The organism is Acuticoccus sp. I52.16.1 (genome assembly GCF_022865125.1).
Lineage (GTDB): Bacteria > Pseudomonadota > Alphaproteobacteria > Rhizobiales > Amorphaceae > Acuticoccus.
The window spans coordinates 876,784-896,200 of record NZ_CP094828.1 but is presented as its reverse complement, the minus strand read 5'-3'; the positions used below and the strand labels follow the sequence as shown (position 1 = coordinate 896,200).

At 70.2% G+C, this 19,417-nt stretch carries 16 protein-coding genes and 1 tRNA gene; 8 read left to right on the top strand and 9 right to left on the bottom strand.

Annotation, left to right across the window (positions count from 1 at the left end; genetic code table 11):
• Positions 1-23 precede the first annotated feature (23 nt).
• On the bottom strand, positions 24-980 hold the full coding sequence (locus MRB58_RS03990; RefSeq protein WP_244780415.1) for a TAXI family TRAP transporter solute-binding subunit: 957 nt from the start codon (positions 978-980) through the stop codon (positions 24-26).
• A gap of 287 nt (positions 981-1,267) precedes the next feature.
• On the opposite strand from MRB58_RS03990, the gene MRB58_RS03985 reads away from it, so the two are divergent.
• The gene (locus MRB58_RS03985; protein ID WP_244780414.1) at positions 1,268-2,209 is read left to right on the top strand and encodes a LysR family transcriptional regulator; all 942 of its coding nucleotides are present in this window, start codon (positions 1,268-1,270) and stop codon (positions 2,207-2,209) included.
• A gap of 52 nt (positions 2,210-2,261) precedes the next feature.
• Here MRB58_RS03985 and MRB58_RS03980 read toward each other — a convergent pair whose 3' ends face one another.
• Genes MRB58_RS03980 through MRB58_RS03970 form a run of 3 tightly spaced genes read right to left on the bottom strand, consistent with a single transcriptional unit; the run spans position 2,262 to position 5,075 of the window.
• Positions 2,262-3,233 carry a TRAP transporter substrate-binding protein gene (locus MRB58_RS03980; protein ID WP_244780413.1) on the bottom strand — a complete coding sequence of 324 codons (972 nt, stop codon included), beginning with the start codon at positions 3,231-3,233 and terminating at the stop codon, positions 2,262-2,264.
• 34 nt (positions 3,234-3,267) lie between these two features.
• A complete protein-coding gene (locus tag MRB58_RS03975; RefSeq protein ID WP_244780412.1) occupies positions 3,268-4,548 on the bottom strand; it encodes a TRAP transporter large permease in 1,281 nt (426 codons plus the stop codon).
• Positions 4,545-5,075, bottom strand: a complete 531-nt coding sequence (locus MRB58_RS03970; RefSeq protein WP_244780411.1) for a TRAP transporter small permease — start codon at positions 5,073-5,075, stop codon at positions 4,545-4,547. Before MRB58_RS03970 ends, MRB58_RS03975 begins: the two co-directional genes overlap by 4 nt.
• A gap of 259 nt (positions 5,076-5,334) precedes the next feature.
• Here MRB58_RS03970 and MRB58_RS03965 point away from each other — a divergent pair, with 259 nt between their 5' ends.
• The gene (locus MRB58_RS03965; protein WP_244780410.1) at positions 5,335-6,123 is read left to right on the top strand and encodes an HpcH/HpaI aldolase/citrate lyase family protein; all 789 of its coding nucleotides are present in this window, start codon (positions 5,335-5,337) and stop codon (positions 6,121-6,123) included.
• A gap of 93 nt (positions 6,124-6,216) precedes the next feature.
• Here MRB58_RS03965 and MRB58_RS03960 read toward each other — a convergent pair whose 3' ends face one another.
• Positions 6,217-7,989: a hydantoinase/oxoprolinase family protein gene (locus MRB58_RS03960; RefSeq protein WP_244780409.1), complete on the bottom strand. Its 1,773-nt coding sequence runs from the start codon at positions 7,987-7,989 to the stop codon at positions 6,217-6,219.
• 420 nt (positions 7,990-8,409) lie between these two features.
• Between MRB58_RS03960 and MRB58_RS03955 the strand changes: the two genes are divergently transcribed.
• From MRB58_RS03955 to MRB58_RS03940, 4 genes are all read left to right on the top strand, one after another.
• A complete protein-coding gene (locus tag MRB58_RS03955) occupies positions 8,410-10,587 on the top strand; it encodes an FkbM family methyltransferase (RefSeq protein WP_244780408.1) in 2,178 nt (725 codons plus the stop codon).
• 121 nt (positions 10,588-10,708) lie between these two features.
• Positions 10,709-12,820 (top strand): FUSC family protein, encoded by a 2,112-nt coding sequence (locus MRB58_RS03950; protein ID WP_244780407.1) that lies wholly within the window; start codon positions 10,709-10,711, stop codon positions 12,818-12,820.
• Positions 12,810-13,013, top strand: a complete 204-nt coding sequence (locus MRB58_RS03945; RefSeq protein WP_244780406.1) for a DUF1656 domain-containing protein — start codon at positions 12,810-12,812, stop codon at positions 13,011-13,013. The genes MRB58_RS03950 and MRB58_RS03945 overlap by 11 nt, the downstream gene beginning before the upstream one ends.
• Before the next feature lie 3 nt (positions 13,014-13,016).
• The gene (locus MRB58_RS03940; RefSeq protein ID WP_244780405.1) at positions 13,017-13,952 is read left to right on the top strand and encodes an HlyD family secretion protein; all 936 of its coding nucleotides are present in this window, start codon (positions 13,017-13,019) and stop codon (positions 13,950-13,952) included.
• Between the two features lie 150 nt (positions 13,953-14,102).
• Here MRB58_RS03940 and MRB58_RS03935 read toward each other — a convergent pair whose 3' ends face one another.
• The 3 genes from MRB58_RS03935 to MRB58_RS03920 form a co-directional block, all read right to left on the bottom strand.
• Complete coding sequence (locus MRB58_RS03935) at positions 14,103-14,342, bottom strand: 4-oxalocrotonate tautomerase family protein (RefSeq protein WP_244780404.1); 240 nt, start codon at positions 14,340-14,342, stop codon at positions 14,103-14,105.
• Positions 14,343-14,395: 53 nt separating this feature from the next.
• A complete protein-coding gene (locus MRB58_RS03930) occupies positions 14,396-15,127 on the bottom strand; it encodes an SDR family oxidoreductase (protein WP_244781886.1) in 732 nt (243 codons plus the stop codon).
• Between the two features lie 626 nt (positions 15,128-15,753).
• Positions 15,754-15,830 (bottom strand) — tRNA-Arg (locus MRB58_RS03920).
• Positions 15,831-16,082: 252 nt separating this feature from the next.
• Between MRB58_RS03920 and MRB58_RS03915 the strand changes: the two genes are divergently transcribed.
• A complete protein-coding gene (locus MRB58_RS03915) occupies positions 16,083-16,301 on the top strand; it encodes a lipopolysaccharide assembly LapA domain-containing protein (RefSeq protein ID WP_244780403.1) in 219 nt (72 codons plus the stop codon).
• A 37-nt stretch (positions 16,302-16,338) separates the two neighbouring features.
• Here the strand turns inward: MRB58_RS03915 and MRB58_RS03910 are convergent, their stop codons facing one another.
• Positions 16,339-18,876, bottom strand: a complete 2,538-nt coding sequence (locus MRB58_RS03910; protein WP_244780402.1) for a heavy metal translocating P-type ATPase — start codon at positions 18,874-18,876, stop codon at positions 16,339-16,341.
• A 100-nt stretch (positions 18,877-18,976) separates the two neighbouring features.
• Between MRB58_RS03910 and MRB58_RS03905 the strand changes: the two genes are divergently transcribed.
• The gene (locus MRB58_RS03905) at positions 18,977-19,375 is read left to right on the top strand and encodes a MerR family DNA-binding protein (RefSeq protein WP_244780401.1); all 399 of its coding nucleotides are present in this window, start codon (positions 18,977-18,979) and stop codon (positions 19,373-19,375) included.
• Positions 19,376-19,417: the final 42 nt, after the last annotated feature.

Genomic DNA, 19,417 nt, shown 5'->3' with positions numbered 1-19,417 from the left:
CTCGGGCAGGGGCCGGCCGAAGGTTACTTCTGGGACGGGTTGATGGGGGCGCCGATCTCTTCGTAGTAGCGCAGCGCTCCGGGGTGGATTTGGGTGGTGACCGTCTCCATCATCTCCGGCGTCACCGCGGCCCACCACGGCGAGGCGTCGGCGAGCGTGGCCTGCTCGTCCCAGAAGGTCTTGGTGAGGAGGTAGGCCGTATCGTCGCTCATCTCGGCGGTGGCGAAGGCGACCACGGGGAGCGAGGTGGTGACGACGTCGCTGTCCTGGCCCGCGTAGGTGCCGGCCGGGATCACCGTCTTGGTGCGCTTGGTCTCGGCGACCTGGTCGTCCGACAGCGAGAGCACCTTCACGTCGGTCGACGCGGCCGCTTCGATCACGTTCGGCGCGGGATAGGAGCCGGCGGTCACGAAGGCGTCGATCTGCCCGTTCTTGAGCGCGGCGACCGCGTTGGAAAGCTCGGCGTTGGCGATCTCCACCTTGCCGTCGAGTCCGAACATCTCGAGGTACTTCTGCCCCTCGGTGGCACCGAAGCTTCCGGACCCGAGCAGGATGGTCTTGCCTTCCAGGTCGGCGAAGGTCTCCACCCCCGCATCGCCGGAGACGACGAAGTGCATGGTCAGCGACGGGATCGGGAAGAGGGCGCGGATCTCGGCGAAGGCGGGGTTGCCCTTGCCTTCGAACATCGCCTTGCCCTCCTGGGCGAGGGCCACCAGTGCCGGCGGCGTGGTGAACACGTAGTCCGCGCCGCGCGCGCGCACTTCCATCACGTTCTGCACCGAGCCCTGGCTCTCCTCGACCGTGACGGAGACGTCACCGCCGGTGCCGGCCTTGATGGCCTCCGCGATCTCGACGCCCATCTGGTAGTAGGACGAGCCGGCCTTGGCCGACTTGTACGTGATGCGCTCCTGGGCGTGGGCGCCGGTGGCCAGCGACGCGGCGAGCGCCAGCGCCGCGGCCGTCCCCAAATGTCTCAACATCGTGTGTCCTCCCGATGGTCCTTGTTACGGCTTTCTTGCGGCTCCGCCCCGATGCGCGGTGCGAGCGCATCCGAGCGGCATAAGTCGCTTCCGCGGCGGTGGCAATTTCGTGAACGCCGCGGACGCCGCCGAGCGGCCATGAGGCCGTGGACGGGCGGCAGATCCGCAACGCCATTGCCCTGTCCCCCGCGGGCGGACTAGATCGCCGGGCATTGCGACGAACCTCGGGCCCCGGCGCCGCTGCGGGCGCGGGCGACCCGGCCACGGATCCATGAGAGGCGGACGGCGTGAACCTGCGGCAGCTCGAGATCTTCCGGTCGCTCATGGTCAACGGCACGACAGTCGCCGCCGCGCATCACCTCAACATGTCGCAGCCCGCCGTCAGCAACGCCATCAAGCACCTCGAATCGGTGATCGGGTTCGTCCTGTTCGAGCGCAAGGGCAACCAGCTCGTCCCCACCGACGAGGCGCGCACCCTCTACGAACGGGCCGAGCCGCTCTTCCAGCTCCTCGGCACCGTCAACCAGAGTGCGGAGGACATCCGTGCCGGCCACGTCGGCCGCGTGCGTGTGGTGGCGACCTCGGAGGTCACCGAGGCGCTGATGCCGATGGCGATGGCGATGTTTCTCACCGCATGTCCGGAAATCTACGTCACGCTCGACACCAAGCCGCTGCACAATGTGCTGGAGGCGGTGGAGTCCGGAATCGCCGACATCGGCTTCGCGATGGACCCCGGCGAGCGCCACTCGCTCATCCTGCAGCCGATCGAGACGCTGCGGACCGTGTGCGTGTGCGCCGCGGACAACCCGCTCGCCGCGCTCCCCTTCGTCACGCCGCAGGACCTCGTCAACGATCGCCTGATCTGCCCGCTCTCCGGCACCCGCATCGCCAACCTGCTGGAGGAGGCGTTCCGCAAGTCATCGCTGGTCTACAGCCCCAAGGTGGAGGTGCGCTTCCTCAACGCCGCCGCGCAGATCGTGCAGGAGGGCTGGGGCGTCGCAATTCTCGACGAGATCACCGCCGCCTCCGGCCGCTACGCCGACCTCGCGATCCTGCCGTTCGAGCCCAGTATCCGCCGCTCGCTGATGGCGATCCTGCCGCGGCAGAAGACCTTGTCCCGGCCGGCGCGCGAGTTCGTCAACACCTTCATCCTGGAGGCCGGGATGCGCGTCGCGGCGCTGCGGGAGGCCGGCGCGAATGGGGGCGGCACGTCGGGCCCGGAGCAATGAAAAAGGCCGCGCGGGTGTGCCGCGCGGCCTCGAGGAATGCCGGAGGGCGGGTCTATTCGGCGGTGACGGCCGCGAACAGCTGGCGCTGCGTGTCGGACTCCAGCATCTGCTCGTAGAGCGGGGTGACGGCGGTGCGGAAGGGCGCCGGGTCCGGCTGGGTGATCTCGACACCCTTCTCCACCAGCGCGTCGAGCAGCGGCTTCTCCTGGTCGTCGACATACTGGCGCTGCCAGCGGGCGGACTCTTCGCCGGCTTCCTTCAGCGCCGTGCGGATGTCCTCCGGCAGCGCGTCGAACTTGGCCTTGTTCATGAAGATGTCGGCGGTCATGTTCAGCCAGCCGAGCAGGGCGAAGTCCGGCGCCACCTCGTAGAGCTTCTGGCCGGTGTAGTTGGTGGCCGCGCCCTCCGCGCCGTCGACCACGCCGCTCTGCAACGCGCCGTAGAGTTCGGAATAGGCGAGCGGCGTCGGGTTGGCGCCGAACGCGGTGAAGGCGTCCACGTGGATCGGGTTCTGCATCGTGCGGATCTTCATGTCGGCGATGTCCTCGATGTCGGTCACCGGCACCTTGGTCATGATGTGCCGCACGCCGGACGAATAGAACGCGATCAGCTCGAACCCGGAGCCGTTCGCCGAGGCTTCCAGCATGTCGTAGACCTCCGGCTTCTCGATCACGCCGGAGAGCGCGGCGATCGTGGTCAGCAGGAACGGCAGGTCGAACACGCGGTAGTCTTCGACGTAGTTCGACAGGGTGGAATTGGCGGTCATGCCCATGTCGAGGGTGCCCAGGAGCACGCCCTCGACGAGCTGTGCCTCGTCGCCCAGCACGCCGTTGGGGAAGATCTCCAGCGTGGCGCGGCCGTCGGTCTTCTCCTCCAGGAGATCGCGCATCATCTGGAGGCCCTTGTCCTGGACCTCGTCGGCCGCGTTCGTGTGCGCGACGCGGAAGGTGTAGTCCGCCGCGTGAGCCGCGAGGGGGGCGCCGCAGACCGCGGCCGTCAGGCACAGAGCGCGCAGGAGCTTCATGTGGTTTCCTTTGGTGAGGGGAGGCAGCACGGGCTCAGCCGTAAACGAGCTGCGGGAGGAAGAGGGTGATGGCGGGGACGAAGGCGGTGAGGAACAGCGCCAGGAGCATCGGGATCAGCACCAGCCACACCCGCCGCGACACCTGCTCCACGCTCCGCCCGGCGACCAGCGAGGCGACGTAGAGGCAGATGCCGTAAGGGGGTGTGATGAGCCCGACCGAGAGATTGAGCGCCGTCAGCACGCCGAACTGCACCGGGTCGATGCCGTAGCCGACCGCGATCGGCATCAGCACCGGCAGCAGGATCAGGATCGCCGAGATGCTCTCCATAAACATGCCGACCACGAGGAGCAGGATGTTGACGATCAGCAGGAAGGTGATTGCCGAGTCCGTGACGCTGCGCAGCCACGCGTCGAGCGCCTGAGGAATGCCGAGGCTGGCGATGATCCAGGAGAAGATGCTGGCGGTGGAGACGATGATGAGCACCGCCGCGGAGAGGCTGATGGCGCGCTGGATCAGCGGCCACAGGTCGCCGAGCCCCAGCTCGCGATGGATGAAGCAGGAGATGATCAGCGTGACGAAGACGGCGATGCAGGCCGCCTCCGTGGCGGTGAACACGCCGCCGACGATGCCGCCGACGATGACGACCGGCACGCACAGCGAGGGGATCGCCCGCACGAACGCCGTCCACAGCCGCCCGCGCGAGAAGGCTTCGGTGTCCCGGTAGGTGGCCCCGCCGCGCTTGGCGAAGGCCCATGCGCCCAGGAGGAGCGCCATCGTCAGGAGGAGGCCCGGCCCGACCCCGCCCAGGAACATCGCCCCGATCGACTGGTTGGTGGTGATCGCGATGACGACCATGATGATGCTGGGCGGGATGATCGAGGCCATCGACCCCGCCGCGGCGATGATCGAGGCCGACATGTCGACGTCGTAGCCGCGCTTCTTCATCTCGGGGATGAGGATGGAACTGATCGCCGCGGTGTCGGCCGAGCCGGAGCCGGAGATGGCGGCCAGGCCCGTGCCGGTGGTGATCGCCACCATGAAGAGGCTGCCGGTGATCCATCCGACGAGCGCCGAGGCGAGGTCCACGAAGCGCCGCGCGATGCCGCCCGCCTCCATGATGAGGCCGGCCGCGACGAAGAACGGGATCGCCATCAGCGGGAAAGAGTTGACGCCGCCGTAGACGCGCTGGGCGAGGATCGCCAGCGGCACGTCGGTGAAGGTGATGATCGTGATCAGCGCGGCGATGCCGAGCCCCAGGACGATCGGAATGCCCGAGACGATGAGGAGGGCGAAGCCGCCGAACGCGAGGATCACAGCGCCGCTCCCGTCTCGAGTTCGGCGGGCCGGATATGCGCGGCGATACGCCCGCGCACGATGTCGGGCACGGTGGCGATGGCGAACTCCAGCATGAAGTAGGCGATCCCGACAGGAAGCGCCGAGTAGGGGTAGGCGAGCGGGATCCTCAGCGCCGGCGACTTGACGATCATGCCGATGGACAGGAGCCCGAAGCTGCCGATGAACACCACGGCGAGGAACCACAGCCCGAGCGCCAGCGAGGCGGTCTTGGCGATGCGCTGCACCAGCGGCGGACAGCGCACGATCAGGATGTCGATGGCGACGTGCTGGCCGTTGCGCATGGCGATGCCCGCGCCCAGCAGCACCAGCCAGATCTGGGCGTAGGTGGCCGTCTCTTCGGTGCCGGCGATCGAGTAGTTGAAGATGTAGCGGCCCAGGATCTGCGCCAGGATCGCAAAGCACATGTAGATGAACAAAAGGCCCGCCACGAGGTTGACGGCCCGCCGCAGCCAACGCAGCAGGAACGCGCCGACGGCGATCGTCATGCTGAGGGCGCCGGGCCGCGGGTCCGGTGACGAAATGTCGGATCTCATGAACACCCTGGAGTCGCCTGAGACGACGAATGCACCCGGAACGTGGCGCGATCCGCCTGGAATAGGCGCTGACTTTACCGGGGAAATCCTGGTTCACCAGCGTCGTGTGTATAAAAAATTGGCCTGCCACTATAATAGGCAGAAATCGTATTGTGCGGTGCTCCGGGGACCGCGATAACGGGCGGCCCTTCAGTCGCAGCGCGGGTCGTGCATGCCGAAAATCGATGATGAATCGCGGGGCCCGGCCATCGGGCTCGCCGTCTGTGTGCTCGCCACGCCCGACGCCGCCGCCATCACCCGCCAGTGCGGGTACGACTTCCTGGTCGTCGACATGGAGCACGGCCGCATCACGGTGGACGCGATGGCGAGCATCTGCGTCGCCGGGCTCATGGGTGGCTTCCCCGTCTACGTGCGTGTCACGGGCCCCACCTCGCCGGACGTCGCCCGCGTGCTGGACTGCGGCGCCACCGGCGTCATCGTCCCGCATGTGGACACGCTCGCCGACGCCGAGACGATCGTGAAGAAGACGCGGTTCGCCCCGGTCGGCGAGCGGGCGCTACCGGGCGCGGTCGCCCTCTTCGGCTTCAGGCCGGTGGAGGTGGCGACGATGGTGGCGCACTCGGAGCGCACGACGCGGGTGATCGCGATGATCGAGAGCCGCAGCGGCCTGGAGGCGGCCCCGGCCATCGCTGCGCTCGAAGGGGTTGATGCGCTGATGATCGGCTCCAACGACCTCGCCAGCGCGTTGGGGCGGATGGGCGAGATCGACCATCCGGACGTCGCCGCCGGCTTCCGTGCCGTCGCCGCGGCCGCCAGAGGAGCGGGCAAGATGTTCGCCACGATGGGCCTGCCGGAAGCGCTGATCGGGTCGCATGCACGCGACCTAGGCGCCGACATGATCGTCGCCACCAACGAGATCAACCTCATCGCCGACACCGGCACCGAGGTGTTGAAGCGGGTGCGGGGCCTTACCGCCGTCCCGGCGAGCGACGCCGCCTGACGCGGCCCAGGCCGGTCGGACGGCCGGCGACACGGGGCAGGCGCGCGCTGCTCTCGACGCCCGCCCCGCACCGTGCGCCGGCTCGACCTCGCCTCAGCGCACCAGGTGCAGCGAGCCGTCGGGGCGGAGGCTGACCCGCCAGCCGGGCGGAACCACGGTCGCCGTCGTGTCCTCGGCGATGATCGCCGGGCCATCGACGCTGCCGTGCAGCGCCAGCCGCGCGCGGTCGAGGCGGCGCCAGCACGGCGGACCGGCGGTCTTCGATGCGGCGGCATGGTCCACGCCGGTCGCCGCCGGTCGCGGGATCGGCGTGGAGGCGGGGAGGGTGCCGACCCACCGCAGCCGGCCCACATCCACCACCGGGGCCGGCCAGGCGGGGCGCGCCTGCGTCGTCGTCAGTCCGCAGGCCGAGATCGCCGGGTTGTCCCGCACGATCACTTCGCCGAGGCCGACCGCCTCCGCGACCGCGGCGGCGAGCATCGCCCCGGCGCCGCCGCTGGGGACGATCGCCCGCCCGCCCCATCCCCGCTCCTGCGCGGCGACCAGCTGGCCCACCGCCGCCGCGATCGTCGCGACCGCGGTATCGTGGACGCGCTGGGCGAGCGCGAGCGGGGTGAGGCCGAGTGTGGCGCACAGCGGCCCCGCGGCCGCCTCCGCCAGGCCGGGGTCGAGCCGCATCCGCCCGCCGAGGAAGCGTTCGGGCGCAATCAGGCCGAGGAGCAGGAGCGCGTCCGTCAGGGTGAATTGGGTGCCGCCCTCGCCGAAACAGGCCGGCCCCGGCCGCCCGCCCACGCTGAGCGGTCCGACGGCGAGCGCGCCATCAGCGATATGCGCGACGCTGCCGCCGCCCGTTCCCACCGCGGCGATGCCGACCACGTGGCTCGCCTCGTTCGCATCGGCGCTCGGCAACGGCGGGCCGCCGGGGCCGCCGGGCCGGACGCCGCCGGCGACGATGGCGATCTCGCAGGACGTGCCGCCGACGTCGATGGCGACGTGGTCGCCCGCCTCCACCTGCCGCGCCCGCCGCGCCGCCCCGCCCGACGGCACCAGCCGCACCGGCTGCCGCGCCGCCGCGCGCCCCAGCACCATTGCGCCGTCGGACTGGATCACCATCAGCCCGCGCCGATAGCCCAGCGCGGCGAGTTCCTCCCCGAGGTGCTTCACATAGCGCATCGGCGGGCGCAGCGCGGCGTTCGCCACGGTGGCGGCGACACGCTCCCGCCCGGAGGCGTCGCCGGCGATATCGCTCGATATGGTGACTTCCATCGCCGGAAAGGCCGCCTCGATCAGCGCCGCGACGTGCCGCTCGTGGCTGGGATTGCGCGCGGCGTTGCGCAGGACGATGGCCAGCGACACCGCGCCCGCCTGCGCCAGGGCGTGCGCCGCGCAGAAGACGTCGTTCTCCGCCAGCGGCGTGACGACGGCCCCCGTGTCGTCGACCCGTTCGTCGAGGCTGCGGACCAGCTCGGGCGGCACCAGCGGGTGAGCGGCGTCGCGCGCATCGAGCGTGGTGACGAGGCCGGTGGTCCCGACCTCGCGTTCCACCAGCGCGTTGGTGGCGATGCTCGACCCGTGCACCACCTCACGCACGTCCGACCAGCTCAGGCCTGCCTCGTCGAGCACCATCGCCATCGCCTCCAGCGCCGCACGGCTCGGGTCGTCGGGCGTGGAGAGCACCTTGGCGACGTGCGCCGACGCGCCCGCGCCGGTCAGCACCGCGTCGGTGAAGGTCCCGCCGACGCCGACACCGAGTCGGATGCCGTGCGGCTGGACGAGCCCCGCCGGGTATGTCGACGAGGATTCCGGCAGGCCGGAGCCAGCGTTGCATGGAGACAATTCGAGGGCAGCAGGTCGCAGCGCAGCCATTCAGCGGGGGCTTTCTTGTCTTTCCGAGAAGCTATTACCCAGCCACGTCCGAAGGTTGTATTCAAATCGTGATTTGTAATGGATTGATGCGCTTTCGTGATGGTGTCCCGATTCTTGCAACGCGCTGCTAACCAAAAAGCGGCACACCCTGGGAACCTACTCGCGCTGCGTGTGCGGCCGTGTGGGCGTTGCAACCGGCAAATCGAGCGGCGATCGCACCCGACATTGCGGCAATCGGCCATGCCTGTTCGTGACGCCGGGCCGCCGAGCCACGAGAGATTTTCACCTTTAGGTGGTTTCTGTGTTGTGTTTTCGCGGGACATTGGCCTAGGCTTCAATTAGAAATAGCATAAGTGCAAGGTGATGGCGTCGGCGTTACGCTTCGGACGGCCCGCCACGCGCTCGAACATGGAGGGTCCGGTGAGCGAAGCTCCATCCATCGCGGTCGACGAGGCGATCGAGCAGGCCTTCTTGGCCTTCGTCTCCGCTCATGGCGACCTCAGCCACGGCCAGATCTGCCAGGACCTCTTCGTGCTTTGGGCGCTGCGCGGGCAGACGGCGGGCTACTTCGTCGAGGCCGGCGCGTTCGACGGGATCACCTTCTCCAACACCTACCTCCTCGAACACCTCGGCTGGGCCGGCCTCCTCGTCGAGCCGCTGCCGCAGGCGTTCGCCGCCCTGACGGCGCGCCGCCACGCCACCACGCGCCGCGCCGCGCTGTCGGCGGCGGACGGCGAGAGACTGGCCTTCCGCACCTGCCTCGAGGTCGCCGAGCTGTCGCGCCTGGAGGCGGTCGACCCCGGCGACCAGCACGAGAGCGAGGGGCGGCGGCAGAGCCATGAGGTGATCGAGGTGCCGTCGTTGCGCATTGGCACGGCGCTGCGCGAGGCGGGGGCGCCGCCGGTAATCGACTACCTCTCGCTCGACACCGAGGGCAACGAGCTCGACATTCTGCAGGATTTCCCGTTCGACACGTTCCGGGTGCGTTGCCTGACGGTGGAGCACAACCATACCGAGCGCGGCCCGGCGATCGAACGATTTCTCGCCGCACTCGGATTTCGGCGCATGTTCGCCGACCTGTCGCTGTTCGACGCGTGGTACCTGCATGTGGACGAGATTGCCGCTCGGGCCGCCAGCCTGCCGCCGATCTCCCTGGAGCCGGTGATCGACCGTGCCGCCTTCGAGCCGCCGACGAGGCTCGGCGCCTGGGCGACGTCCTACCGCGCCCGGCTCGGCCGCGACATGGTGCGCCGCGGGATGGTCGCGGAGGCGGAGCGCCTCGCCGCCGCGTTCGATGCGGGGGGCGCGATGGCGCCGCTCAAGGTGGCGCTGGCGGAGGCGCGCGGCGAGGATCTGGATGTGACCGGGCCGCTCTACGAGGCGTGGGCGCTCGCCGACCCCAACCAGGGTCTCGCGGCGCTGCGTGGTGCGGCGTGGCGCACCTCCATCGGCGACGACGAGGCGGCGGTGGCGCTGCTGTCGGCCTCGCGCCAGCAATGGCCGTCCCATGCGGTGCGGCTTGGCGAGGCGTTGCTGCGCCTGGACCGCGCCGAGGAGGCGATGGCCATCTTTCGCGACCTTGCCGGGCGGGCGCCGGAGAACGCCGAGACCTGGCTCGGCCAGGCGCGGGTGCTGCGCCATGTCGGCCGACTGGGCGAGGCGGCCGCGCTGCTGCGCCGGCACGCCGCCGAGTTCGCCGCCAACGCCGAATATAACCGCGTCCTGCGCCGCGTTCTGATCGACCTGCGCACGGGCGCCGGTCCCACCCGCCTCGATCCCGCGGCGGACGACTTCGCGGGCCGCATCGCCGCCGCCGTCGCGGGGACCCAGGCGATCGGCCCGCGCAGCGCCCACCCCCGCGCCGGCGCCGTCGTCGAGGACGAGGAGTGCGCCTGGCAGGTCATGTACAACGGCATCGAAGTGCAGCGGGACGGCTACTTCGGCTCCTGGATGACCGAGCTGATCACCCGCTGCGGCGGTCATCACGAGCCGCAGGAGGAGATGGTGTTCGACCGCGTGCTCGACCATGTCGGCCCCGGCGCGCGGATGATCGAGCTGGGCGCCTTCTGGTGCTTCTACACCGCGTCCTTTCTGGCCTCGCTCAAGGGCGAGGCCGCGGCGATCGCGGTGGAGCCGGACCCGGGGAACGTCATCGCCGGACTTCAGACCCTGCAGCGCAACGGGCTGACGGCGGAGGTGGTCTTCGGCCGCGTCGGCCCCGCCGGGCCGCCGGCGACCGTCACGCGCTACGGCGCGCAGATGTCCGCCCCGCGGGTCGACGTCGCCGCGATGATGGCCGCGCGCGGCTGGGACACGATCGACATCCTCCACGCCGACATCCAGGGCGCCGAAATCGCGCTGATGACGGAGATCGCCGACCTGCTCGCGGCGCGGCGGATCGGCTACGTGTTCGTGTCCACCCATGGCCGGCGGGAGCAGATCGCCTGCCTGGAGGCGTTCGACAAGGCGCGGTACGTCCTCGTCGCCGAGCACGACATGGCGGAAAGCTACTCGTTCGACGGGCTCGTCGTCGCCCGTGCGCCCGACCGGTCGGGGCCGCCTTTCGTCGATCTGCCGCTGCGCCGGGCGGCGGACTGAGTCCGGCGGCGCGCGCACACCACCTCAGCCACAAGGATAATGGATCGCCGGGCGAGGGGACGATAACGTGCGCGTGGGCCGGGGGGACTCCGGCCCATGCGGCGCACGAGAAAGGCTCAACATGGCGATCGAGCTGACCCACGTCCCGCCGCGCGGCCATTCCCGGCGCATCGCGCGGCTGAGCGCCGCCATCGCCGATGCGCAGTCGACCTACGCTCTCAAGGTCGCGCTGGTCACCGTCCTGTCGCTCTATACCGCCTTCCTGCTCGACCTCGACCATACCTACTGGGCCCTCATCACCATCCCGCTGATCGTGCGGCCGGACGGCGGGACCACCGTGTGGCGGGCGACCACGCGCCTCGTCGGGACGCTGCTGGGGTGCCTGTCGGGCTTCGTGCTGGCGGTGATGTTCGGGCAGATCGGCGAGACCGCGATCCTGGCGCTGGCGATCTTCGTCTTCCTCGTCGCCTTCTTCGGCCAGATGCAGAGCGGGCTCGACGTCTATGCCTACGGCAGCGCCGGCCTGGTGACCCTCACCGTCGTGATCGACACCGGCGCCCAGATCGACGGCGCCTTCGCACTGGCGCTCGAGCGCACCACCGAGACCGCGATCCCGGTGATCGTCGCCTTCGTGGTGATGCTGGTGGTCTTCCCGCGCTCGATCTCGGTGCAGGCGGCGGACAGCCTGCGCAGCGCGCGCGAGGCGACGCTCTCGCTGACCGGGCGCATCCTGCGGGGCGATGCCGCCGCGGTGGCCTACGAGCCGACGGTGCTTCCGGCGCTGGGGGCCGCCAACTCCGCGTTGCGGGGCCTCGCCTACGAGCGCACGCGGCGCCACCACCTGCGCCCCCGCATGACCGCGGTCGCCAACGCCTTGAACCTCGTGGCGATCCGGGCCGAGACCGGCCGCTTCGCCCTCGACCACGTGCCGCAGGAGGCCGGCGACGACGATATCCGCGCCGGCCGCCGGCGCCTCGCAGAGGCGATCGACCTGCTGCCGCCGCCGGACGCCCCCGCGGCCGACGCGCTCGCCGCCGCCGATGCGATGGCCGCCCTGTGCGACGCGCTGCACCCGCGCCACGTGCTGCCGCCGCCCGGCGACCCGCTCACCGGCCGGCAGCTGCGCGTCGGCGCCGCCTTCTTCCGGATGCGCCAGCTGGCGCTCGGCGTCGAGGCGCTGTTGCGCGCCGAAGCGGATCTGGCCGACCCGTCCCGCCCGGCCCCGAGCGTCACCCCCATGGCGGGGCGCTACTTCGATCCCCTCGGCGCGGCCGAGTTCGCGCTGCGGCCGACGCTGCTCTTCCTCGTGCTGACGACCGTCTGGCTCGCCACCGCGTGGCCGAACGGGCAGGTCCTGGCGCTGATCGGCACCGCCATCACGCTCATCTTTCCGACGATCGTGCCCCGCGCGGTGCGGCTGGGCGGCGCCATCAAGATCGGCCTCGGCATCGGCTGCGGGGGCGTCTTCGCGATGGTGCTGATGGCGGTGCTGCCCAATGTCGAGGGGTTCGCCGCGCTGGCGCTGATCCTCGGCGGCGCGGTCTTCGCCATCTTCTACGTCGCCCGCCAGCTGCCGGACCTGCCGTTCGCGATCGGCTCGATCATGGCGATCGCGGTCGGCTTCCAGCCGCAGAACACGCCGAGCTTCGACCCGATCACCCTCGTCAACGCGCTGCTGACGCTGGCATTCCTGCCGGTGGCGATGATCTCGGCGCTCACCATCGTCTTTCCCGAGGACGCCGGATGGGTGCGGCGTCACCTGCGACGCGCCACCGATGCGCTGCTCGGCCGGGCGGCCCGCGGGACGATCCGGGACGACACGCTGCTGGAGCAATTCATCGACGTGCTGGCCGATCTCGGCCTCAGCGTCGCGCCCGACGATGCGCGCGGCATGCACCTGCGCCTGCGGGCCCGCGCGGCGCTGATCGCCAGCGGCGAGCTGTCCCAGAAGCGGCGGTTGGAGACGCGGGGGCACCTGCCGCCGGAGCTGGGCGTCTACGCGCGGCGGCTGACGGCGGCGCTGACGGGGGCGGCGCGGCGGCGCAGCGGCGCGCCCGACTGCCCGGTGTTCGAGGAGGTGCGCGGCGCGATGGCCGGCATCTTCGCCGACCCGCGCCTCGACGAGGAGGCCCGCGTCGAGGCGCTGCGCTACACCGCCGTCGCCGAGCTGTTGGCGGCGATCATCGCGACCGGCTCCCTGGCGCGCCGTCCGGAGGTCCAGCATGCATCATGAGCTCGCCTTCATCGGCATGCTCTACCCGAGCCTGCTCGCCTGCGCCGTCGCCGCCGCGCTGCTCTGGTACATGGCCGACGCGCTGATGCTGCGGCTCGGCCTCTGGCGCTTCTTCTTCCATCCGCCCCTCGCCCGGCTCTCGCTCTACGTCGTGACGCTCGGCGTCGTCGCGTGGCTCACACCGGATTTCTGACCGATGATCATCGTTCGCCTCCTCCTCACGACCATCATCACGATCAGCGCGATCTATGCCGGCGTCTACGTGTGGAACGGGATCTTCCGCGAGCCGTGGACGCGCGACGCCCACGTGCGGGCCGACATCGTCGAGATCGCGGCGCAGGTGTCGGGCGAGATCACCCGGATCGCGGTGAAGAACAACATGACGGTGCGACGCGGCGATCTCCTCTTCACGGTGGACGAGACCAACTACACCCTCGCCCACGCCCAGGCGACCGCCACGCGTGAGGAGGCCGAGGCGCGGCTGGAGATCGCGCGTCAGGTCTCCAAGCGCTACGACGAGTTGAAGCGCCGCGGCTCGGTCTCGGTCGCCGACGTGGACGTGGCGAGCGCGGACCTCTCCACCAAGGCGGCGGAGGCGGCGCTGAAGGCGGCGCAGGCGGCCGAGAGCGTCGCCGAGGTCGACCTCGAGCGCACCGCGATCATGGCGCCGGCGAACGGGACCGTCTCCAATCTCGCGGCCGACACCGGCGACTATGCGACCGCCGGCACCCCGCTCCTCGCCATCGTCGATTCGGATTCGTTCCGCATCGACGCCTTCTTCCTCGAAACGCAGTTGCCGCGGATCGCCGTCGGCGCGGCCGCCCGCGTGCGCTTCATGTCGAGCGGGGAGGTCGTGCCGGGGACGGTCGCGGGCATCTCCGCCGGCATCGCCTACACCGAGGACGCGTCGACCAGTCTGCTGCAGGCGCCGGAGCCGTCCTTCCAGTGGGTCCGCCTCGCCCAACGCGTACCGGTCGAGATCACGCTCGACGCGCGGCCCGAGCAGGTGCCGCTCATCAACGGCACCACGGCGACCGTCATCCTGGAACCCGCCCACCCGGACGAGCGCCCCCTGTGGCGCCGCTTCTGGGACGATTTCGGCTGGGGCACGGCGAGCGGCGAGGCGCGTTGAGGCCGGGGACGGCACATCGAGGGCGTCCACACCGCGGTGCACGCGCTCCGCAGCGGGCTCATGGCGCACAGGCGCGCGCCCGGCCCCGGCCGAAGCGCGCCCCCGTGTCCGCACCAGGACGACGCGCGGCCGCAGCGCTCGACGCCGGGTTCAGGTGCCCGAAGCGAAGCCTCGGCGCCCCGCGGCGGCGCGGTGGGCCTCCGGGACGATGAAGACCTCGTCGGCACGGTAATAGCCGCCGTCGGCCACTTCCTCGATCAGGACCATGGTGTGCGGGCGGGCGGCCTCGGAGAAGTAGTCGACCATCAGCTCGGTCACCCGGTGGCCGATCTCGCTCTTCTGCGCCGCCGTCAATGCGGCTTCGGGCGTCTTGATGTTCACGAACGGCATGTGCGCTCCTTCGTCATGTCTCTGGTGGCGGATTTTCGCGGCGGGGGCGGCCGTCAGACCATGCCGCCGTTGGCGCGGATCGTCTGGCCGTTGACCCAGCCGCTCTCCGCGCTCGCCAGGAAGCGCACGACGCGGGCGATGTCGCCGGGCTCGCCGAGCCGCCCGAACGGGTTCATCGCCGCGATCTGGGCGACCAGCTCGTCGCTCTTGCCGGCGAGGAAGAGTTCCGTTGCCACCGGCCCCGGCGCCACGGCGTTGACGGTGATCCGCCGGCCGCCGAGTTCCTTGGCGAGCACCTTCGTCATCGTCTCCAGCGCGGCCTTGGTCGCGGCATAGGTCGCATATCCGGGCTGGCACAGGCCGACGACGCTGGACGAGAAGTTGACGATGCGGCCGCCCTCGACGAGCCGGTTCGCGCCCTCGCGCATCAGGCGGAAGGGGCCGGCGAGGTTGACGGCGAGTTGCGCGTCGAACACCGCGTCGTCCGTGTCGGCCACCGGCGACAGCGTCATGATCCCGGCATTGTTGACGAGCGTATGCACCGGTCCGAACGCGCTCTCGGCAGCGTCGAACAGCGCCTTGGCGCCGCCGGGTTCGGCGAGGTCGGCGCCGATCGCGACGGCGCGGCCGCCCGCCGCCTCGATGCCGGCCACGACCGCCTCCGCCTTCGCCGCGCTGCTGGCGTAGTTGACGACAACCGCGAACCCGTCCGCGGCCAGCGTTCGGGCTACTTCGGCGCCGATCCCGCGGGACGCGCCGGTGATGATGGCAACTCTGTCGGCCATGCTGAACTCCCTTGCTTCGCAGGGGAAGGTATGCGGCGCATCGGGGTAAACAATCGCCGCAGAATTGACATTTGAATTCGCCTCTGCCGAACAATTGGCATGGATCGGATCGACCGTATGAAGCTCTTCGTGCGCATCGTACCATCGGATCGCCGTGGACGGGGCGACCTCGAACCGCGCCGCGGCCTGCCGGCGGGACATTCCATCGTCGATGGCGCGAACCACGCGAAGGCGAAGATCGTCAGAGAGCAGCTTGGGCATCATGACTGGCCCCCCATCGCCAGCCATGATGCTGAATCAGACTTCCGCTGATTCGGGAATCCCACAGCGATTCATTCCGAGCGCGAACCGCTCTAAGCTAGAGCGCGAAAAAGCACTCGCCGAGGAAAAGCTGGTTAAAAACGGCAAACCACGCCGTACCTGGGAGGAGTCGTTCGAACACGCGCTCAGATTTCTCGCAAGTCCTTGGGGTATATGGAGTAATTCCGATCTGATCGGCAAGAAAACCGTCCTTCGCCTTGCTTTTGTGGAGCCTCTGGCATACAACCGAAATAAAGGACTTCGAACACCTAATTTCGCCTTTCCCTTCAAGGCGTTAGGCGACGTTTACAGTAAAAAAAGTGAGATGGCGCGCCGGGGAGGATTCGAACCCCCGACCCCCAGATTCGTAGTCTGGTGCTCTATCCAGCTGAGCTACCGGCGCCGACCTTGGCGGGCACCGGTGTGAACCGGGCCGCGTTGGAGAGCCCCATCTATCGCTGCGCTCGGTGCATTGCAAGCCATTTAGCCGACGGAGCCGGGGAAATTTTCGAACGGCCGCCATGCACCGTCATGCCGACGCCGCGCGCCGGGCCGGCGGGGCGACCAAGGTCCGAATTCGCCGGTCGTCGATTTTCATCGGCGCGAAGCTGCTCTACGGGTAGGGCAAACCATCGGCGCAAGAGAGCCAAGACCTATGAAAACCGTCAACACCATCATTGCCGTCGTCCTGCTCATCGTTCTCGCGGTGTTCGCCGTGCAGAACACCGGCGCGGTCACCGTCTCGCTCCTCAACTGGTCGCTGACGGCGCCGTTCGCGCTGGTGGCGATCGGCGTCTACGTCCTCGGCATGCTCACCGGCACCTCGCTGTGGTCCGCGCTGCGCCGGCCGATGCGCGACCGCCACAAGGGCTGAGCGCTTCCGGCCAGCGCGCCACCATGGCGAGTGGCGGTCAGATCCGCGCCGCCTTGAGCCGCAGCGCGTTGGCGATGACGCAAACCGAGGAGAGGCTCATCGCAGCCGCCGCGAACATCGGCGACAGCAGCAGGCCGAACACCGGGTAGAGGACGCCGGCCGCGATCGGCACCCCCGCACCGTTGTAGACCAGCGCGAAGAAGAGGTTCTGGCGGATATTCGCCATCGTCTTCAACGACAGCTTGCGCGCCCGCACGATGGCGCCGAGGTCCCCCTTCACCAGCGTCAGCCCCGCGCTCTCGATGGCGACGTCCGCCCCCGTGCCCATGGCGATGCCGACGTCGGCCGCGGCGAGCGCCGGGGCGTCGTTCACCCCGTCGCCCGCCATCGCCACCGTGCGCCCCTGCGCCTTCAGCGCCGCGACGAGGGCGGCCTTGTCCTGCGGCGAGACGTCGGCGCGGATGTCGTCGATCCCGAGCCGGGCGGCGATCGCCTTGGCGGTGCGGGCGTTGTCGCCGGTCGCCATGATGATCGTCAGTCCCAGGTCGTGCAGCGCCTTCAGCGCCTGCGCGGTGGTCTCCTTCACCGGATCGGCGACGCTGACGAGCCCGGCGACCGCGCCGTCCACCACCACGAACATCACCGTCTCGCCCTGGTCGCGACGGGCGTCGGCGTCGGCGGTGGGCGCCTCCAGGCCGAGGTCGGCCAGCATCTTGGCGTTGCCGAGCGCCACCGACACACCCTCGACGCGGCCGGAGACGCCCTTGCCGGTGGCCGCGTCGAAGTCCTCGGCCTTGGCGAGCATCAGGCCGCGCGCCTCCGCGCCCCTGACGATGGCGTCGGCGAGCGGGTGCTCCGATCCGCGCTCCAGGCTGGCGGCGAGGCGCAGCACCTCGTCGTCCGCGCGGGACCCCAGCGCCACCACCTCGACGAGCTCGGGCTTGCCGACGGTGAGCGTCCCGGTCTTGTCGACGATCAGCGTGTCGACCTTGGCGAAGCCCTCCAGCGCCTCGGCGTCGCGGACGAGGACGCCGGCCTGCGCGCCGCGCCCGGTGGCGGCCATGATCGACATCGGCGTCGCCAGCCCCAACGCGCACGGGCAGGCGATGATGAGCACCGAGATGGCGGCCACCAGCGCGTGACCGAGCGCCGGGGCGGGGCCGACGACCGCCCACGCGACGAACGCCGCCACGGCGACGGCGACGACGGTGGGGACGAACCAACCGGCCACACGGTCGGCGAGTTTCTGGATCGGCGCGCGGGAACGCTGCGCGGCGGCGACCATCTCGACGATGCGCGACAGCATCGTGTCCTCGCCGATGCGCGTCGCCTCGATGACGAGGCTGCCGGTGCCGTTCAGCGTCGCGCCGGTCACCGTGTCGCCGACCGCCTTCTCCACCGGCACCGGCTCGCCGGTCAGCATCGATTCGTCGATCGAGGAGCGCCCCTCGACGACCGTGCCGTCGACCGGCACCTTCTCGCCGGGCCGCACCCGCACCCTGTCGCCGAGAGCGACGGACTCCAGCGCCACCTCCTCCTCGCGACCGTCCTCACGCACCACGCGGGCGGTCTTGGCGGCGAGGTCGAGCAGGGCGCGGATCGCCGAACCGGTGCGCTCGCGTGCGCGCAGCTCCAGGATCTGCCCCAGCAGAACCAGGACGACGATCACGGCGGACGCCTCGAAGTAGACGCCGACCTCGCCAGAGTGGTCGCGGAAGCCGGCCGGGAAGAGATCCGGGGCCAGCACGGCGACGAGACTGAAGACGTAGGCCGCTACCACGCCCATCGCGATCAGCGAGAACATGTTGAGGTTCATCGTGCGGAACGAGCGCGCCCCGCGCACCAGGAAGGGCCAGCCGCACCACATGACCACCGGCGTCGCCAGCACCAGCTCGGCCCAGCGGGCGAGACGGGGACCGGTGAGGTAGGCGACGTCGAGGCCGACCATGGGCCCCATCGCGATCACCACGAGCGGCAGGGTGAGGATCGCGCCGAGGCCGAAGCGGCGCGTGAAGTCGACGAGCTCCGGGTTGGGGCCCGCATCGGCGGCGGGGATCCCCTTGGGCTCCAGCGCCATGCCGCAGATGGGACAGGTGCCGGGGCCCACCTGCTCGATCTCGGGATCCATCGGACAGGTATAGATGGTGCCCTCGGGCATCGGTGCGGGGACGGGGCGCCCGCCGGAATAGCGCGCCGGATCGGCCTCGAACGTCTCCCGGCACCGGGCGGAGCAGAAGTAGATCTTCTCCCCGTCGTGGTGGATCATCTGTCCGGCGGTCGCGCGGTCGACGGACATACCGCAGACGGGGTCCTCGGCGGTGAGGTAGTCGCCGGGCGCGGCGGCGAACGTGTCGGCGCAGCGCGCGCAGCAGAAGTGGAAGGCGCGGCCGCCCTCGGTGCGCGTCGGCTTGCCGGCGGCGGGGTCCACGGTCATCCCGCAGACCGGATCGCGCACGGTGGCGGCGTCCGGCGCGCCCGGGTCGCCGTGGCTGGAGTGACACGCATGCGCGCCGTGTCCGGCCGTGACCGTCCCGGTTTGGACCGTCTCGGGTCGGGCCGTCTCGGAGGGGGCCATAGGATGCCTCGTGGTCTGCAACGCGGCGGATATGGGGCTTCTAGTCACTGGAAGGTCAAGCGCCGCGCCCCCATCTGTCGCGGTGGACAGGGAGACGGCGATGAACATTGGCGAGGCGGCGGCACAGAGCGGCGTCCCGGCGAAGACGATCCGCTATTACGAGGACATCGGCCTGGTGCGCTCGCAGCGCCTTCCCAACGGCTACCGCGATTTCGGCGAGACGGAGCTGTCCGCGCTGGCGTTCGTGGGCCGGGCCCGCTCGCTGGGCTTCTCGGTCGAAGACTGCCGCACGCTGCTGACGCTGGAGCGCGACACGCACCGCCACAGCCACGACGTGAAGCGGGTGGCACAGAGCCACCTGGAACGCATCGCGGCGAAGATCGCCGAGCTGGAGGCGATGCGCGGCACGCTGGAGGCGCTGGTCGGCCGCTGCCACGGCGACGACCGGCCCGAATGCCCGATCATGGACGACTTGCGCGGCCCGGCCCGCCCGGTCTGAGGCGGCCGGGAGGCGGCGAGGATGCGGCCCGGTCTTCGGCCC

What these genes read in the sequence shown, in the direction of transcription:
- MRB58_RS03990 (WP_244780415.1), bottom strand. Translation starts at nt 980, where the DNA reads ATGTTGAGACATTTGGGGACGGCCGCGGCGCTGGCGCTCGCCGCGTCG.
- MRB58_RS03980 (WP_244780413.1), bottom strand. Translation starts at nt 3,233, where the DNA reads ATGAAGCTCCTGCGCGCTCTGTGCCTGACGGCCGCGGTCTGCGGCGCC.
- MRB58_RS03970 (WP_244780411.1), bottom strand. Translation starts at nt 5,075, where the DNA reads ATGACGATCGCCGTCGGCGCGTTCCTGCTGCGTTGGCTGCGGCGGGCC.
- MRB58_RS03965 (WP_244780410.1), top strand. Translation starts at nt 5,335, where the DNA reads ATGCCGAAAATCGATGATGAATCGCGGGGCCCGGCCATCGGGCTCGCC.
- MRB58_RS03960 (WP_244780409.1), bottom strand. Translation starts at nt 7,989, where the DNA reads ATGGCTGCGCTGCGACCTGCTGCCCTCGAATTGTCTCCATGCAACGCT.
- MRB58_RS03950 (WP_244780407.1), top strand. Translation starts at nt 10,709, where the DNA reads ATGGCGATCGAGCTGACCCACGTCCCGCCGCGCGGCCATTCCCGGCGC.
- MRB58_RS03945 (WP_244780406.1), top strand. Translation starts at nt 12,810, where the DNA reads ATGCATCATGAGCTCGCCTTCATCGGCATGCTCTACCCGAGCCTGCTC.
- MRB58_RS03940 (WP_244780405.1), top strand. Translation starts at nt 13,017, where the DNA reads ATGATCATCGTTCGCCTCCTCCTCACGACCATCATCACGATCAGCGCG.
- MRB58_RS03935 (WP_244780404.1), bottom strand. Translation starts at nt 14,342, where the DNA reads ATGCCGTTCGTGAACATCAAGACGCCCGAAGCCGCATTGACGGCGGCG.
- MRB58_RS03930 (WP_244781886.1), bottom strand. Translation starts at nt 15,127, where the DNA reads ATGGCCGACAGAGTTGCCATCATCACCGGCGCGTCCCGCGGGATCGGC.
- MRB58_RS03915 (WP_244780403.1), top strand. Translation starts at nt 16,083, where the DNA reads ATGAAAACCGTCAACACCATCATTGCCGTCGTCCTGCTCATCGTTCTC.
- MRB58_RS03910 (WP_244780402.1), bottom strand. Translation starts at nt 18,876, where the DNA reads ATGGCCCCCTCCGAGACGGCCCGACCCGAGACGGTCCAAACCGGGACG.
- MRB58_RS03905 (WP_244780401.1), top strand. Translation starts at nt 18,977, where the DNA reads ATGAACATTGGCGAGGCGGCGGCACAGAGCGGCGTCCCGGCGAAGACG.